The organism is Chthoniobacter flavus Ellin428 (assembly GCF_000173075.1).
Taxonomy (GTDB): Bacteria; Verrucomicrobiota; Verrucomicrobiia; order Chthoniobacterales; family Chthoniobacteraceae; genus Chthoniobacter; species Chthoniobacter flavus.
Genome location: NZ_ABVL01000015.1, coordinates 18,441 through 34,734, shown reverse-complemented (window position 1 = coordinate 34,734; position 16,294 = coordinate 18,441). Strand labels below are relative to the sequence as shown.

General features: G+C 61.5%; 13 protein-coding genes and 1 tRNA gene. 11 read left to right on the top strand and 3 right to left on the bottom strand.

Annotated elements, in window-relative coordinates; genetic code table 11:
• The first annotated feature begins 4 nt into the window (after positions 1 to 4).
• The 8 genes from CFE428DRAFT_RS34145 (at position 5) to CFE428DRAFT_RS21300 (ending at position 10,088) form a co-directional block, all read left to right on the top strand.
• On the top strand, positions 5 to 1,669 hold the full coding sequence (locus CFE428DRAFT_RS34145; protein WP_049975707.1) for an ATP-binding protein: 1,665 nt from the start codon (positions 5 to 7) through the stop codon (positions 1,667 to 1,669).
• 261 nt (positions 1,670 to 1,930) lie between these two features.
• Complete coding sequence (locus CFE428DRAFT_RS21330) at positions 1,931 to 2,236, top strand: hypothetical protein (RefSeq protein WP_006981724.1); 306 nt, start codon at positions 1,931 to 1,933, stop codon at positions 2,234 to 2,236.
• A gap of 32 nt (positions 2,237 to 2,268) precedes the next feature.
• The gene (locus CFE428DRAFT_RS21325; protein ID WP_006981723.1) at positions 2,269 to 3,648 is read left to right on the top strand and encodes a DUF1501 domain-containing protein; all 1,380 of its coding nucleotides are present in this window, start codon (positions 2,269 to 2,271) and stop codon (positions 3,646 to 3,648) included.
• A gap of 26 nt (positions 3,649 to 3,674) precedes the next feature.
• Entirely contained in the window at positions 3,675 to 4,343 is a 669-nt protein-coding gene (locus CFE428DRAFT_RS21320; protein WP_157447591.1) for a hypothetical protein, read from the top strand.
• Positions 4,344 to 4,399: 56 nt separating this feature from the next.
• Positions 4,400 to 7,174, top strand: coding sequence for an Ig-like domain-containing protein (locus CFE428DRAFT_RS34140; RefSeq protein ID WP_006981721.1), 2,775 nt, complete (start codon positions 4,400 to 4,402; stop codon positions 7,172 to 7,174).
• A gap of 7 nt (positions 7,175 to 7,181) precedes the next feature.
• A complete protein-coding gene (locus tag CFE428DRAFT_RS21310; RefSeq protein ID WP_006981720.1) occupies positions 7,182 to 8,711 on the top strand; it encodes a DUF1549 and DUF1553 domain-containing protein in 1,530 nt (509 codons plus the stop codon).
• A 5-nt stretch (positions 8,712 to 8,716) separates the two neighbouring features.
• Complete coding sequence (locus tag CFE428DRAFT_RS21305; protein WP_006981719.1) at positions 8,717 to 9,709, top strand: c-type cytochrome domain-containing protein; 993 nt, start codon at positions 8,717 to 8,719, stop codon at positions 9,707 to 9,709.
• A gap of 52 nt (positions 9,710 to 9,761) precedes the next feature.
• Positions 9,762 to 10,088, top strand: coding sequence for a WD40 repeat domain-containing protein (locus CFE428DRAFT_RS21300; RefSeq protein ID WP_157447590.1), 327 nt, complete (start codon positions 9,762 to 9,764; stop codon positions 10,086 to 10,088).
• Positions 10,089 to 10,095: 7 nt separating this feature from the next.
• Here the strand turns inward: CFE428DRAFT_RS21300 and CFE428DRAFT_RS21295 are convergent, their stop codons facing one another.
• Positions 10,096 to 11,391: a right-handed parallel beta-helix repeat-containing protein gene (locus CFE428DRAFT_RS21295; RefSeq protein WP_006981717.1), complete on the bottom strand. Its 1,296-nt coding sequence runs from the start codon at positions 11,389 to 11,391 to the stop codon at positions 10,096 to 10,098.
• Positions 11,392 to 11,453: 62 nt separating this feature from the next.
• On the bottom strand, positions 11,454 to 12,671 hold the full coding sequence (locus tag CFE428DRAFT_RS21290; protein ID WP_006981716.1) for a DUF1501 domain-containing protein: 1,218 nt from the start codon (positions 12,669 to 12,671) through the stop codon (positions 11,454 to 11,456).
• Between the two features lie 657 nt (positions 12,672 to 13,328).
• On the opposite strand from CFE428DRAFT_RS21290, the gene CFE428DRAFT_RS21285 reads away from it, so the two are divergent.
• Positions 13,329 to 13,410: transfer RNA gene (locus tag CFE428DRAFT_RS21285), tRNA-Leu, on the top strand.
• A 228-nt stretch (positions 13,411 to 13,638) separates the two neighbouring features.
• Here CFE428DRAFT_RS21285 and CFE428DRAFT_RS21280 read toward each other — a convergent pair.
• Entirely contained in the window at positions 13,639 to 14,760 is a 1,122-nt protein-coding gene (locus tag CFE428DRAFT_RS21280) for an IS5-like element ISCfl1 family transposase (RefSeq protein ID WP_006981710.1), read from the bottom strand.
• 68 nt (positions 14,761 to 14,828) lie between these two features.
• Here CFE428DRAFT_RS21280 and CFE428DRAFT_RS21275 point away from each other — a divergent pair, with 68 nt between their 5' ends.
• Both CFE428DRAFT_RS21275 and CFE428DRAFT_RS21270 read left to right on the top strand, forming a co-directional pair.
• Positions 14,829 to 15,107: an O-linked N-acetylglucosamine transferase family protein gene (locus CFE428DRAFT_RS21275; protein WP_083805274.1), complete on the top strand. Its 279-nt coding sequence runs from the start codon at positions 14,829 to 14,831 to the stop codon at positions 15,105 to 15,107.
• Between the two features lie 318 nt (positions 15,108 to 15,425).
• Positions 15,426 to 16,238: an FkbM family methyltransferase gene (locus tag CFE428DRAFT_RS21270; protein WP_006981714.1), complete on the top strand. Its 813-nt coding sequence runs from the start codon at positions 15,426 to 15,428 to the stop codon at positions 16,236 to 16,238.
• Positions 16,239 to 16,294: the final 56 nt, after the last annotated feature.

Here is a 16,294-nt window from a genome sequence, read left to right as displayed (position 1 = left end):
ACGGATGATGAAGACCGTTGAACGCGATGCGCTCCCGATGTGGCTCAGGGAGTCAGCGGACGTGAAGGCGGCCTTTGATGAGCATGCCATCGTGGTTATTGTCGATGCGCAGGAGCGCATTACTTTCGTCAGCGAACGGTTCTGTGCGATTTCTCAATTGTCCGGCGACGAGTTGGTGGGACAGGACTACCGGGCCATCGTCTCCGAACGCTATCCACATGTATTGCTCTACGAACTCCGTGACTGCATGGCGCACGATTCCCGCTGGCGGGGAGAGATTCAGTTCCACGCCAAGGATGGCACGAGCTTCTGGATTTCGGCGACGATTGTGCCGCTGCTCGACGAGGAGGAAAAGCTTCGGCAGTTCGTCGTGATTGGCGCGGATATTACCGAGCAGAAACGCGTCGAGAACGAGCTCTCGGAAATGCACCGGCTCCAGCGGCTGCTCGCCGATCTATCCGCGCGTTTCGTCGCCGTGCCGTCCGCGCAAGTGGATGCCGCCATCCAGACGACGCAAAGTCTCGTCGGGGAGGCGCTCGGGTTGGACCGTAGCATGCTCTGGCAACTGGGGGAGCACGGGGCGGATATGAGTGTCACCCATTACTGGCAACGGGATGGTCTTCCGCCGCTGCCGCCGGATCTTTCGATGGGGGCATGTCTGCCGTGGATTCATGACGAACTCTTACGAGGAGGATGCGTCTGCTTCTCGACGGTCGGTGAACTCCCTGCGAGGGCGGCGCGTGATGTTCAGGTATTTTCCCAACAAGGGACGAAGTCATGCCTGACCTTTCCGCTCATTGCCAATGGCAAAACCTTTGGCGCGCTCGCCTTTGCCACGCTGCAAGCGGAGCGCAAGTGGCGGGACGATGTGATCGCCGAGTTGAAATTAGTCGCCCAGATTATCGGCAATGTCGTGGCGCGGCAGCGCTCGGAAATGCGCGAAGAGCAACTCCGCGACGAGCTGGCCCACGCCATGCGCATTGCTTCCCTCGGCGAATTGGCCGCGGCGATCGCCCACGAGTTGAATCAACCGCTGGCGGCCATTCTCAGCAACGCCCAGGCCGCACGGCGCTTTCTCGAGAATGGAGAAAGTGATCCGGACGAACTCCACGCGATCCTCGACGATATCGTGCGCGACGACAAACGCGCTGGTGGGGTGGTCCACAATCTACGGGCGATGGTCAGAAAGCACCCCGCGACGCGCGAATCGTACAGCCTCAACGACCTCGTCATCGAAGTGCTGGAATTGCTGCGCGGTGAGATGATCGGAGAGCGGGTGGGATTGCACCTCTCGCTCGCCCCGAGCCTGCCTCCCGTGGCCGTGGCCCGCGTGGAATTGCAGCAGGTGCTGGTCAATCTTTTCATCAATGCGACCCAGGCGATGAACAGCAACGCGTCGGGGGATCGTGCCATCGACGTGGAGACCCGGACGGAAGCGGAGACGGTCGTGGTGCGGATTCGGGACCGCGGCCACGGCGTCCCGCCGGATCGGTTGAGCCACATCTTCGATCCCTTTTTTTCCACGAAGGCCGATGGACTCGGAATGGGACTCTCCATCTGCCGGCGCATCATCGAGAGCCACGGCGGCCGCATCGAAGCGCGCAACCATCGGGAGATCGGCGCGATTTTCAGCTTCTCACTCCCCATCGCGGCGATAGCGGCACGATAGGATCAAACTTCCCGGACAAGTCGAAAATCGGCGACTCCCCGGCGAAACCGACGTTACCCAAGGCACAGACTTCGCTTCCACGATTACCGGTCTGGCGGCCTGACCCAAGCGGGCACCGGTACGCTGGTGCTGGTCAGCAGTTCGAGGCAAACTTAACCATCGTTCCAGGGGGAGGGGACAAACTTCCTAACAAAACCGACTAACCAGGATAAGCGTTCATCGAACGTTCGTCGGTTTCTTCCCAACCATCCCCCCATTACCATGGACCAAAAACTGGAAGGCACACCCAAAGCCACGCTGCAGCTTGCCGGAAAAGCAGTGACCCGAAGTGACGTCACCAACGACTGGGGCACGCGTTTACAGTGGCAAATCAAGCGGGACGGGAAAGAGATTGCCACGATGGTAGCCGGGCTGGACCTCACCTACGAGCACCCGGATACCACTCCGGGAAAGTACGAGGTCGTTCTACAGCAGTTTTATTACGTGAACTACAAGAAGGATAAGGACGGCAAGTTCACCGAGAGCAAATACATCAATATTTCTGACCCGGTCTCTTACACGATCTAACGTCCAACGCCGCAACCCAAAAGCCCCCCAATATGTTGCACATCGGAAACCAGTATTTACCTCTTTGTTCCGGGGGCACCCGGCGCAGCTTCCTGCAGGTCGGGGCGGCGGCGATGGCCGGCCTGAGCCTGCCGAACTGGCTCCATCTCCAGGCCGCCGGCGTAGTGGACGAGAAGAAGGCGAAGATTCGCAATTGCATCACCCTTTTCCTCGTCGGTTCGCCTGGGCACCTCGACACGTGGGATATGAAGCCGGACGCCCCGGAGGATATTCGCGGTAAGTTCAAGCCGATTTCCACCAGCGTTCCCGGTGTGCAGATCTGCGAGCATTTCCCACGCATGGCGCGGATCATGGACCGGGTCGCGCTCATCCGGAGCCTCCACTACAGTACCGGCGCCTCGCACGAAAACGGCCAGCGCTGGATGATGACCGGGCATGACTTCGATGCCGCGAACAAGCAGCCGCACATCGGCTCGGTGATTTCGCGGGTCTATGGGTCGCGCGGCGATCTCCCCGCCTCGATCGTGCTCCCCGCCGGCATCGGCAACACCGGCACGACCACGCCGCACGGCCAGGAGAGCGCCTATCTAGGCAGCGCCCATCAGCCGTTCATCCTCGGCAGTGATCCAGCACGGTCGGATTTCAAGGTGGCCGACCTGGAATCGCCGGCCGGCCAGTCGGACCTGCGCGTGGAAGCGCGCCGCAAGCTGCTCCACGAGATCGACGACGTGCAACGGCAGGTCGAGACGAGTGGCACTCTGGAGCGCGACACCGCGTATGCCCGCGCTTTCAATCTCCTCACCAGCCCGGAAACCAAGAAAGCTTTCGATCTCAACGAAGAGTCGCCAAAGCTGCGCGACCGTTACGGGCGCAATACCTTCGGCCAAAGCTGCCTGATGGCCCGGCGGCTCATCGAGCGCGGCACGCGCTTCGTCACAGTCAACCAGTTCGACACCGTCTTCGGCATCTCCTGCTGGGACATGCACGCCGACGGCAGCAGCCTGAACAACACCTACGCCGACTACGAGCACGTGCTCTGCCCGCAGTTCGACCTCGCTTTCACCGCGCTCCTCGAAGACCTGCAACAGCGTGGGATGCTCGAGGAAACGGTCATCGCGGTCATCAGCGAATTTGGCCGCACGCCTAAGATTAATGCACGCGGTGGGCGCGATCATTATCCCTCGGCCTTCACGAATTTCCTCGCGGGTGGCCCGATCCGCGGCGGGCGCGTTATCGGTTCGACGGACAAGATCGGCGCCGCGCCGCATGATCGCCCCGTGGAACCGCCGCAAGTGATCGCCTCCATTTACCAGGCGATGGGTATCGACCTCGAAACGACGATGCTGCCCGGACCGGGCGGCCGTCCGGTGCGTCTCATCGACTCCGAGCCGATCCACGAGCTGTTCGCCTGATCTTTTCCGCCAGCCGAATGAGAAGCGTGCTTCCGAACCTTCGCTGTGCTGGAGCCGGGGCGGTCTTTTTCCTGGGAGCCGCGCTCGCGCTGTCCGCTGCGCCGCCAGTCGTCACGAGTCTCGACGTGCGCGGATTGCAGATCGGCAAAGTGAATTCTCTCACGTTTACCGGGACCGATTTATTGCCGAATCCCCGCCTGCTCACCACCGCGCGGCTCGCCCGCCAGACTCTCAAGAACGGCGCCAGTCCGAATCGGATCACGCTCGAGGTGGAGCTCGCGCCGGGCGCGCAGCCGGGTTTCGAAAACTGGTGGCTCGTCACGGACCATGGCGTGTCCGCGCGCGGGATTTTCGCCACCGATTCGCTGGGGCAGAAGCCATTTGCCGCCAAGGTCGATGCCCTGCCCGTCGCCTTGCACGGCACGCTCGCCGGCAGCGAGGTGAAGGAAGTCACTTTCCACGGCAAAATGGGGCAGGAAGTCATCTGCGAAATGGAGGCGCAACGGCTGGAGAGCAAGGTGCGCCCAGTGCTGAATCTGTACGGCCCGGGGAACAAGCTCGTGGAGTTCAGCCTGCCGATGGCCGAGCTACGCGGGGATACCCGGCTCGAGGCGAAACTGCCGGCGGACGGCGAGTACCGCCTGCAAATCCACGACTTGCAATACGCGGCCGCAGCGCCCGGACAGTCTGCCTGAAAATCGGCCAGTGGTCCTATGCCGATCTTGCCTTCCCCTCCACGGTCCAGCGCGGCGTGACCACGGAGGTTGAGCTGGTGGGGCGCACCGGGGAGACCCACACGGTCCGCGTGTCGTCCACCACGGAAGACCCAGCGGTGCCGGCGCCGTGGCCGGAACCCGCGAACGCGAGCGGGCCGCAGGCCCCGGTCTTACTGAGCGACTTGCGCGAATTGGTGGAAGAGCGGAACGGCACCGCGCCGCAAGCGCTGGGCGCGTTACCCGTCGCGGTCAATGGGCGCATCTCGAAATCCAACGAAACGGATGCCTATGAACTGACCGTGGAACCGGAGACCGAAGTGGACATTGCGGTCGCGGCCGACACGCTCGGTTCGCCGATCGACGCGGAACTGGAACTGCGTGATGCAAAGGGTGCGCGCCTGGCCATCAACGACGACACGCCCGACGGCCCCGACCCGCGCCTCACATACAAGGTCCCACCGGGGGTCACCAAGCTCATTGCCGTGGTCCGCGACGTCAACGGCCACGCCGGACCCCGGTGCATTTACCGGCTCTCCGCGACGCGCAAGGGGCAGGAGAATCCGGCCGGCTTCACACTGGCGCTCACCGAAGACAGCCACACGCTGGAGCCGGGCCTCTCGAATGTCTTCAAGGTCGAAGCCGTGCGCGCCGGTTACGATGGCCCGATCGACCTGGTCTTCGATCATCTGCCGGATAGCGTGAAGATCTCCGGGCAGAACGTGCCCGCCCAAGCCACTGCCACACTGGTTACGCTTTCGAGCGACGCCCCATTGCCTCCGCTCATTATCGGCCTCAAGGGCCGAGGGAAAGATGGCGAAGCTGCGGCCAGCGTGGAGAGCATCCAGTTGGGCCGGTTCCAGCCATGGCTCGCGCAGAGCGTCGCGCTGGCTGGCGCTGCCAAATCGGATGTCGCCTTTTCCGTGAGATGGGGCGCGGCGGTGGCTGAAAAGAAGGTGCCGCTGGGAGGACGCTTCGTGCTGCCGGTGACGTGCACCCGGCCGCCCGGTCATGATGGCCCGGTGCGGCTCACGCTGCTCACCAGCCAGGGACGAAAAACCGGCAAGGTCGCGGCGCAAAATGCGGCCCTCAATCTCCGCGAAGAAAAGGCCGTACTCATTGAGGAGGACAAGAACGCGCAAGCAGCGTTCAACGTCATCGCCACTGCGCAAGCCGCCCTCGCCGCTGCACAGAAAGCAGTTGAAGCCAACAAAGACGACACCGCTGCCGAAGCGCTCGCCGGGAAAGTCGAAGAAGCACAGGCCGCGATCGAGAAGACGAAGGCGGCGGCAGACGAAGCGGCGCAGAAGGCGAAGAACGATGTCGAGGTTGCGGTGGCGGTTCCCGCGGAATTGCCGGAGATCCCGCACCAGATCGCCTTCAAGGCCGAATTGCTCAAGCGCGACCGACGCACGGTCGAGGCGGTGGCCTACACACCGGTGCAGGAGATTCCGGTGGTGAATCCTCTGGCCGTGAAGCCCCATGCGCCGGCGCCGATCCAGCTCGACCCAAAAGCCGGAGCCACCGTGGAGATCACCGGCAAGGTCGAACGACTCGAAGGCGCCGTGGGCGATATTCTCCTGACCATGTCCGATCTCCCTCCCGGCATCGCGGCGCCGCCCGCCGTCACCGTCAAGGCCGGCGCCACGGATTTCAAATTCACCTTGAAAATCCCGCCGACTTTCAAACCGGGCGAATATGCCGGCCCGAAAATCTTTGGCACCGGCAAGCCTTTTGGTCCCTTGCAGGTGCGCAGCCGCGATAACCCGGTGACACTGACGATCCTGTCGCCCGGGAAGGGGAGTGGCACACCTGTCTCCAGCGATACGCCGAAAGCGGCAGGCGAGACGCCCGTTCCAGGCGGAACTCCCCATTGCCGCGCCGCCCCACTAAACCTTGATATGAGACCGTGCCTTCTTTTTCTCTGCGCCCTGCTGCCGAGCTGGCCAGCCGTCGCCGCAATTCCTCCGGATCTCACCGGCAACCTCGAGGCCACTCCCTCCTCGGTGACTCTCACCAATCTCCAGCGCCCGCACTCTGTGCTCGTCCGCGGGCGGACGCAGCGCGGTTACGATGTCGATCTTACCTCGGACGCGACCTTTCGTAGCGACAACGAACAAGTTGCGCAGGTCGATTCCACCGGCTGGATCCAGCCGGTGGCCAACGGGCAGGCCACCATCACGGCGCAAGCCGGCGATCGCATCGCGACCGTGGCGGTGACGGTGCAACTCCCGAGCACCCCGGTGGATATCAGCTTCCGTCAGGACATCATGCCGGTGCTCTCCAAGGCCGGCTGCAACGCGGGCGCCTGCCACGGTTATTCCCTCGGAAAAAACGGCTTCAAGCTCTCCCTGCGCGGCGCGGATCCGGAGAAGGACTATCTCGCGCTCACGGACGAATTTGCCGAGCGCCGGATCAACCGGAATAACCCCGACGCCAGTCTCCTCCTGCTCAAGCCCCTCGGCGATTTACCCCACGAAGGCGGCGTGCGCATGGACCGCGGCAGCGTGATGCACGAGGCGCTGCGGCGCTGGATCGCAGAGAGCGCCAAGGACGATCCGCCCGACTTGCCCAAGCTCGTCTCGGTCACCATTCATCCGGAAAAGATCGTCAGCCTTCCGAAAACGAAACAGCAGTTCCAGCTCGTCGCGCAATACAGCGACGGCTCGGTGCGGGATGTCTCGCGCACGGGCATTTTCAACGTGAACATCGAGCGCGTGGCCAAGGTGGATGACGTGGGATTGGTAAGCGTGAACAGCCTTGGCGAGACCGCGATCGTCGCGCGCTACGAGGGGATTTTCGCCGTGGGCTAATCTGATCGTGCTGCCGCCGGACAAAGGCTTCAAGCCGGCGCCGGTGCCGCAGGACAATATCATCGACCGGGACGTGGTCGCGAAGTTGAATGACCTGCGGATCACGCCTTCCGAGGTGACCGACGACGAACATTTCCTGCGCCGGCTGATGGTGGACCTGATCGGCATTCAACCCACGCCCGAGCAGGTGCTGGCCTTTGTCGCGGATCAGGATCCCGCGAAGCGCGAGAAGATCATCGAGACCACGATGGAGCGCAGTGAGTTCGTGGACTGGTGGTCGCTCAAGTGGGGTGACCTGTTGCAAAACTCCCGCAACACCTCCAGCGACCGCGGCGTATACGCTTTCCGCGAGTGGATTCGCGCCGCCATCGCTCGCAACATGCCGCTTGACGAATTTGCGCGCGAGGTCATCACGGCGCGCGGCAGCTCGATAGACAATCCCGCCTCGGCCTTTTACGCGGTGAGCAAGGATCCCGATGATACCATCCAGCGGGTGACCCAGGTTTTTTGCGGCGTGCGCATGCTCTGCGCGCGGTGTCATCCACACCCGTTCGAGCATTGGACACAGGGCGATTACTACGGATTGCACAGCTTCTTCAACCAGGTGTCGATCAAGCCCGACCCGCACCAGGTGGGGGTCGTGAACGCGAAGACCATCCTGGTGAACCTGGCCGCGCCGTACTCCACCAACCCGCGCACCACCAAGGTGCAGCCTCCGCGCTATCTCGGTGGCGGCGAGCCGAAGCTGGACACCGGCACCGACCGGCGCGCCGAGTACGCCCGCTGGCTGACCACGCCGGAAAATCCGCACTTCGCCCGCAGCCTCACCAACCGCATCTGGAGCTACTTCTTCCACCGCGGCATCATCGATCCGGTGGATGATCTGCGCTCCACGAATCCGCCCATCAACGGCCCGCTGCTCGATTCGCTGACTAAGGAATTCGTGGAGCATCACTTCGACATGCGCCACCTGATGAAAGTCATCGTGATGTCCGAAACCTACCAGCGCAGCTCGCTGACCAACGAGACCAACGCGCACGATGATATGAATTTCTCCCACGCTATTCCGGGCGGTGTTCCAGCGGAGGCCATGTTGGACTCGGTGGTGCAGGCCACCGGGGTGAAGGAGAATTTCGGCGGTGTCCCCGCGGGGTTCACCGCCGCGCAATTCCCGGATGGAAACGTCCAGAGCACTTTCCTCGGAATCTTCGGCAAACCGCAGCGCATGGATGCCTGCGAGTGCGAACGCGACCTGAGCACGAACATGCTCCAGGCCCTGCACTTCATCAACGGCCAGGCCATCCTCAACCGCGTGACGAATCCCGCCGGCCGGCCGGCGCTGTTGCTCGCCAAAAAACCGAACGACGATGAATTGATCGACCAATTGTATCTCTGGTCGCTCGCGCGCCGGCCCACGGAAAAGGAACACACCATCGCGGCGCAGTTCATCACCGACGCGGGTGACAAGCGCAACGAGGCCGCGCAGGACCTGATGTGGGCGCTGCTCAACAGCCGCGACTTCACCATGCTGCAATAATCGTGATGCGTCGTCTCACTCTCATCCTCGGGTTATTTTGGGCCGTCCACGCCAGTGGCGCCGACGTGAGTTTTCAGCGCGAGGTCTGGCCGATTTTCAAGCGCCACTGCATCGGCTGCCATAGCGAGCAAAAGAAGAAGGGCGGACTGCGCCTCGATGACGTCGCCGCCTTGCTGAAGGGCGGCAAAAGCGGCCCGCTCTTCGTCGTTGGCAAGCCGGACGACAGCGAACTCATCGACCAGGTCACCGGCGACGAGCCGGAGATGCCGCAGAATGATGCGCCGCTCTCGCGCGCCAAGGTGAAGGTCCTGCAAGACTGGATCGCGCAAGGTGGCAAAATCGACGGCCCGCCGAAGTCCGATGTGCCGCCAGTGACCATCCCGCAGTTTTACGCCTATGCCCCGGCCATCTCGAGCGTGACCATCCGCTCTGACGGCAAGTTCGCCGCGGTCGCGTGCCGCAGCGAAGTGGTGACGTTCAATGTGGATGACGACGTGACGCCGCGCCGGTTGCCGACCGACTTCGACCTCATCAATCACGTCGAGCTGAGTCCCGATGGCCAGCGGCTGGCTGTGGCCGGTGGTTCGCCGCAGCAATTTGGCGGCATCATCTTCTTCCACGCCGCCGACGGGACTCGGGAGTCCGCTCGCCGCGTGGGCACCGACACGCTCTTCAAGGGCAACTTCGCGCCCGACGGCCAGACGATTGCGGTTGGCGGCCCCACCGGGGCGGTTTACCTCATTCCGGTCGACGAGAAGGCGCCGGTCAAAAACATCGAGTTGCACAGCGACTGGGTGACCGCGGTGGCCTTCACCGCTGATGGCAAGCAACTCATCACCGGCAGCCGCGACAAGACCACGAAGCTCAGCAGCGTGGAAGGCCTGAACCTGTTGCGCTCCGTAGATCAATCCCCGGAGATGATCAACGCCGTCGCCGCCGACCCGCTGACCGCCATCTCCGGCGGAAAGGCGGGGGTTCTCCTTCGGCTACGACTTTAAGCAGCCCCTCGTGGGCGTCGAAGTGACAGGCTCGGGTAACGGCGCCCGCCCCGTGAGCAACCGCGCCCAGTACGTGCGCACCTTCGAGGCGCAACCCGACGTGGTCATGGCCCTGGCGACCAGCGGCGATCGTAAGCTGCTGGCGGTCGCCACCCGTGCGCCCGAAGTCCGCATCTACCTGACCGAGACCCGGCAACGCAAAATCACCATCCCCAACGTCCCGGCGCCGGTGCTCAGCGTCGCTCTTAACCACGACGGCAGCCGCCTCATCCTCGGCAGCAAGACCGGTGTCGTGCAGGTGTGGGACACGACCTCGGGCAAGCTGATCAAGTCCCTCACGCCAGTCCCCGTTCAGCAGGCAGTCGCTGCCGAAAAATAGAGCATATTTAGTGCGTTGCGGCGGGCTTTTCGCCTTCCACGCTCTTCGTGAAACCTTCGATCCGATTGCCATCCATCGTGATGTCACGCGTATCCGGACCCAGGCGGATCGCGGTGCGCGTCCCTTTGCGTGTCTCGATGATCTCGTTGCCGGCGAGCACGATGGATTCCGTCCCGCCCTGAATGTCCACGGCAAAGCCATTATCCGCGCCGTTGTCCACCAGCCGGTTGTTTTCGATGCGATTGCGGTTGCCGGTGAAATCCTTGCCGCGCTCGGGCCGGAAGAGAACACCGCTTTTCTTGCTATCGATCACTTCATTGCCGCGGATGATGTTGTCCGTATCGTGGTGGCCGATGGAGATGCCCGTCTCGTTGCCCTCGACATGGTTCTTTTCCGCGAGGCCGTCGCGGACGCCCCAGCAAAAGAAAATGCCGATGCGATTGCCGACGATACGATTGCCGCGGATGACCGAACGTTGCGAGCCGGAGCCGGGGTGCAGGCCGAGTCCGGCGTGGCCTTCGCTTACACAATTTTCGACGAGGACATCGTGGCAGATTTGCCAACTGATTCCGTCGCCGTTGTAATTGCGCGCGGTCACGCCACGGATCGTCACGCGATTGCACTCCTGCAGAAAGATGCAGCCCGCATAGTTGCCATCGAGGTTTTCGTTGTGCGCGCGGTCGCCGTCGAGGACGAGATTCTCGATCGCGAGATCGGCGAGATTTTCGCCGGAGAGAATGGGGAAGAGCGTCGAAACCTTCGACTCGCCGGCGCGCCAGAAATTCTTGCGCAGCCCCTGGTCGAGCTTGAAGCGGTTGCCGATGCGCGCGACGAGGGTGCGCTTCACCGTTTCGGCATCGCCAGAGCCGCCGTTTTTGGTGCGCAGGCAAATGCCGTCGCCGATTTCGAAACCACTTGCATCCGTAAGGGTGATTTCCTGATCGAACCAATCGCTATCCGCCGCGAGCGTCGTGGTGGAAGAGGGCTGCTTGATCAGCACCGTGTCCGGGCCGCTGCCGAGCAGGCGGACCTTGGACTGCAGATACACGGCATTTCGCAGCCGGTAGGTGCCGGGAAGAATCTTCACCGTGCCACCTCCGAGCCGCGCGACGTAATCGACCGCGGCCTGGATCGGCTTTTCCGTAGTGCCAACCAGGTCCGCATTCGCGGGCCCGACGGTGATGGTGAGACGCTGGGTCCAATCCGGCTCCACGACAGAATCGCCGAGGGTAGCGCGCGGTTGCTCCGCGGCGAGAACCATGGCGGCCATCGCGAGGAACAGAAGCAATATGCGGGCAATCATAGTGATGAAATCCTGCGACTGGTGCAGAGCTGTGGAGTGCGCTCCAGCGATGCTGAAGATCGTTACAACAACTCCTCAATAACCCGCCCGCCTTCGGTAACGATCGGCCGAGGGCGCCCCTGCGGGTCGATCCACTGGGAGTTTTGCTCGATGCCAAGATGATGAAAGACCGTGGCGGCCAGGTCGGACGGACCAACCCGGCGGCTTTCGATGTCGTAACCCTTGCGGTCGGTGCTGCCGATTACCTGACCGTGACGCAAGCCACCGCCCGCCATGACCATCGACATGACACGTTGCCAGTGATCGCGGCCCGCCTGTGCATTGATGACCGGGCTGCGGCCGAATTCGCCCATCATCAGGACCAGCGTGCTGTCCAGCAAACCGCGATCTTCCAAATCCGTGACGATGGCGTGCAAAGTACGATCCACCACTGGGAGGAGAGGCTTGAGCCCCTTTTCGATACCGCCCCACTGGACATTGTCGCCGTGATGATCGAAATAGCCCCAAGCCCCGCTGACCGTGACGAAGGTCACGCCGGCCTCGACGAGGCGCCGCGCGAGCAGAGCCTTCTCGCCGAGACTGTCGCGACCGTACGCATCGCGCAGCGCCGGCTTCTCCTCATCGAGATTGAAGGCACGTTGGGCCCGGCCGGTGAGGAGCACATCGTAGGCTTGCTGGGTGTATTGATCGGTGGCGGTGATTTCCGGGTTGGCTCCGAGCTGACGCTTCCACTGGTCCATTTGCTCGGCCAGCGTGCGGCGGTCGCCGAGCCGCTCGACGGTAAGTCCATTGACCAACGCGAGCCGCCCTGCCAAATCCTTGCCATCCACCGGCTCGTAAGCACTGCCCATGTGGCCGGCGCCCCACACATCGGATTTCAAGGATGGCGCCAGGGCGATGAAGCCCGGTATTCCGGGGGCATTCGAGCCGCGGAATTTTGCGGCGATCGACCCCATGGAAGGATAACCCGCGCCGTCTTTACCGTCATTGGTGCGCCGGGCCAGCGGATTACCTGCCTGCATCGTGATCGGGGTGTGATCGCTGGCGCTGCAATCCACCGAGCGGATGAGCGTTAGCTTGTCCATGAGCCGCGCCGTCAGAGGAAGATGCTCGCAAACGTGGATGCCGGGGAGTTTCGTGGGGATGTGGCCGAAGGGTCCGCGGATTTCCCGCGGCGCGTCCGGCTTGGGGTCCCACATATCCAGATGGCTCGGTCCACCGGACAGCCAGAAAAGAATGACATTCGTTTTACTCTTCGCCTTTCCGCCTGCCGCAGCCATGGCGTGTTGCCTGAGGAGAGCGGGAAGGGAAAGTCCCGCCAGTCCCGCCAGCCCAGTTTGGAGAAAACCTCGGCGGGTGGACCCCACGCGCAGCACATCGCCCGCGGCAGGGCTGAAGCACTGGGTCAAGGTCGGTTCTTGAGAGGAGGGGGGATTCACCACGACTTGCGGACTCGACGGGTTGCCCAAGATGAGCCGTTAAATGGTGATTTCTTAGGCTGGTTTAGCCGCTGGGTTCGGCAGCACCCAGCGGCTCTTGAGCGTCGGGAAATACTGTTTCAGGAGTTCGTGCGGCAATATTGGATGCTCTTGCCAAGCCGGAGGCGGATATTCAGCAGGATATTTTTCCCTCCATCGCTTCTTTGGCTTCGGAAAGAGAAACGGCTTGCAGCGGAAATTTGCGGGTGTGGACTTTCCCCGGGAGCCGGACCGGCAGGTGGAATTTATCACCGCGCTGCCAAAGACCACGGATGCGCTTGCGGTTGGTGTCGCGGACGGCTAGGAATGGAACACTCATGAACGACCTGCCAAATCCAGACTCGGCGCGCCGGCTCCCAGGGAGCTGTGCACGGCCTGTCGGGGCGTGGCAGGACGTCAAAGTGGCACACGGACAATTTCGACCCTTCGAAATTGCACAAGTCCTTCATAATCAGATAAGCCGGGGTGGCGAAATTGGCAGACGCGCCAGACTTAGGATCTGGTGGAGCAATCCTTAAGGGTTCGAGTCCCTTCCCCGGCATTTTCTCTCTGGTCCTGATGAATACAGGTTTTGCGGGCGATCGGACGCAAATTCGTTCGAAGCAACTGAGTGGGAAGCTTTAGCAGGCTGCTGAAAAAGCGGGGAATTTTGAGGTGAGGCCACTCAAATTCACGAAAAGAGGTTAGTTTTTGCGTTTTGCGGTGGCCGTGCACCGCGTTTTCTCGCCCCGTGCGCCAACTCCGGGCGCACTCCGCCACACCCGGGCGCTCACGCGCCCACCTCCGTGGGTGGTGGGGCCGCCATCATCGCTTCCAAGTTGAGTTTGGCCAGGCGCAGTAAGTTGTAGGTTGCTACCACCATTTGCCCGCAAAAGTGGGTCCGCTCCACACCGCGATAGCGCGTCTTGCGGAACCCGCCGGTGGTTTTCATCCAGCCGAAGATTTCTTCGATCCGTTTGCGGATGCGCTGACTGGTTTGGTAGCCCTTCTTTTTCGTTCGCCCATCAAAGCCTTCAACCCGTCGGTCTTTGACTTCGGCGACGTGCGGGGCCACCCCCAGTTCGCGGCAACCCTGGACGAAGTCCTTGCTGTGGTAACCTTTGTCCGCTCCCACCGTGCGGGGCGCAAACTCCCGGTCGGGCAATTCCCGGATTTGCGCCAGCGCTTGGCCGCTCTCGGTCACCCCCACCGAAGGCGTGACCTCGAAGTGCACGCACAAGCCAGTGCGATTCTCCATGACCGCGTGACCGGCAAAGCAGAGCTTGGCTTCTTTGCCCGCACCCTTGCGCAGTAACTTCGCCTGCGGATCGGTCGTGCTCTGATGGGTGTCATTGCTGCGTTTCTCCCCATGGAAGTCCTGCCACGGGTTGCCTGCTCCGGGGCCCTGCGGCGGCTCGTCCTTCGGGCGAAAGCTCTTCATGCTCGCCCACGCTTCGATCAGGGTTCCGTCCACGCTGAAGTGCTCGTTGCTCGCCCAGCGTCCTGCCCGCGCCAACTCCACCACCCGGGCGAAGAAGATTTCCGCGGCGGCATGCCGGATCAGCCGCTCCTGGTTCTTACTAAAGCTACTGGCATCGAAGATCGCTTCCTCTTCATCGGGATTGATCTCCAAAAACCATTGGAAAAGCAGGTCATAGCGCAGCCGCTCACAAAACTGCCGGTCACTGCGCACCGTATAGAGGGCCATCAATACTTTGGCGCCCAACAAGCGCTCCGGCGGAATCGAGCTCCGCCCGCCCTCGGCATAAAGATCATCAAAGTAACTATCCAATTCCCGAAAGACTTTCCCGATCAGACGCTTGATCTCGCGAATCGGATGCCGCTCCGGAATCCGGCTCTCGACGTTGAGCAAAGTAATCAGGCTGGTTTGGGCAGTGGAACGTCCTCGCATCCCTGACCAACCCGCTCGCGCAGGTAAGGTTGTACTTTTTCTGACGAACTCCTTCTTTTTTCAGCAGCCTGCTAGATGAGAGTGCGGTAGTCAGCCTCTGCGGCGAACGTCCCGTTTCCCGTGCCGGCCTGAGCCAACTGAACAATCTCGGCCTACCCGAGCTTGTGGCGTTCACCGAGGATCAATACGTCGAAATTGCCACCAAACTCGCCAACGACATTCCACGTCTGAAGGAACTCCGCGCCACACTACGCCAACGAATGGAAAAGTCCGTCTTAATGGATGGCCCCCCATTTCGCCGGACAGATCGAAGCCTGCGACCGCTCGATGTGGCGGCAGTGGCGTGAGAGCCAGAAAGCCTGAATTGGGTTAGCGAGTCCCGACGACAACGAGAAAGTCCTGTCTGTTGCGTCCTAGACGCACTCGATGGCGTCACATCTCTCTTCATCTGCTTTTACGGACGCGAATGCGTATGCCTCTATTTTGGCTCAATCACCCCCGAACCTCGTCTCCATGCGAGTTCAAACCAGAACTCAGTCCCTTCAGGCGTCCAAGAACGGTCTTTTGGGGAAATTTCAACGAGTCCTCCCACCGGTTCTAAAGGGGGATTCAGGCTTCGAGGCGACGACTTGACTACTCAATACATTTGTTCGGAGATACAGTAGATGGAAACGGTTCTCGATCTTGCCTCACGGAATCATCTCAAAGCGCGTATTCAAGCCGTGCTTGCTCTTTCTGAACAACTTACTGCTCCGCTCATTTACGCCGACGTCGGGGCCCTCTGGGGCGTAGACAGTCCCCTGCTCAAAATGCTGCGAGATCAACAGCGAATGAAGATTATCGGATTTGAGATCGATCCCGCAGAGTGCGAGCGACTGAAGGCGATAAGCCCCAATGACACGTATCTTGCCTTTGGGGTGGGCGACGTCGACGCCATGAGGCCTTTTTACGTCACCGCGTTCGCGGCCAACTCATCATTTCTCGAACCAGATTTGGACGCCCTCGCCGGTCTTCCGCATCGAGATATATTTCGGGTTGTCAGTACTGGCACCGCGCCGATGCGTCGTTTTGATACGCTCATCGCGACCGGAACAGTTCCCGTGCCGACATTTTTGAAAATCGACGCACAGGGATTTGAGTATAACGTTTTGCGAGGTTTCGGGGCCGAACTACAAAACGTTCTGGGCATTCGATTGGAAACGCAATTGCGGAGCCTTTACAAGGGGCAGGCCCTGTTTCACGACATTTACGAGCTTCTGAAGTCGAACGGGTTTATGTTACGCGATGTTCGGATCACCTATCCATTTGAGTACGAGGTGGTGGAGTTGGAGGTATTCTTTTCAAGAGATCCCCGACATGTGGCCGGAGGTAATTCCTCGCGTCCTCTTAGAATTTGGGAACTGATCCACGACATCCCCTCGGGCCGGACAATTGGTCTGGAAAATGGCCGAGTCAACTGGCTGACGCTCCCGATCTAAAGCATCCCACTGAGTTGCTTCGAACGAATTTTCGTCTGATCGTCCGCAAAACCTGT

Coding starts and splice junctions, on each gene's coding strand:
- CFE428DRAFT_RS21325 (WP_006981723.1), top strand. CDS start 2,269: ATGTTGCACATCGGAAACCAGTATTTACCTCTTTGTTCCGGGGGCACC.
- CFE428DRAFT_RS21290 (WP_006981716.1), bottom strand. CDS start 12,671: ATGGCTGCGGCAGGCGGAAAGGCGAAGAGTAAAACGAATGTCATTCTT.
- CFE428DRAFT_RS21295 (WP_006981717.1), bottom strand. CDS start 11,391: ATGATTGCCCGCATATTGCTTCTGTTCCTCGCGATGGCCGCCATGGTT.
- CFE428DRAFT_RS34145 (WP_049975707.1), top strand. CDS start 5: ATGATGAAGACCGTTGAACGCGATGCGCTCCCGATGTGGCTCAGGGAG.
- CFE428DRAFT_RS21305 (WP_006981719.1), top strand. CDS start 8,717: ATGCGTCGTCTCACTCTCATCCTCGGGTTATTTTGGGCCGTCCACGCC.
- CFE428DRAFT_RS21330 (WP_006981724.1), top strand. CDS start 1,931: ATGGACCAAAAACTGGAAGGCACACCCAAAGCCACGCTGCAGCTTGCC.
- CFE428DRAFT_RS21280 (WP_006981710.1), bottom strand. CDS start 14,760: ATGCGAGGACGTTCCACTGCCCAAACCAGCCTGATTACTTTGCTCAAC.
- CFE428DRAFT_RS21270 (WP_006981714.1), top strand. CDS start 15,426: ATGGAAACGGTTCTCGATCTTGCCTCACGGAATCATCTCAAAGCGCGT.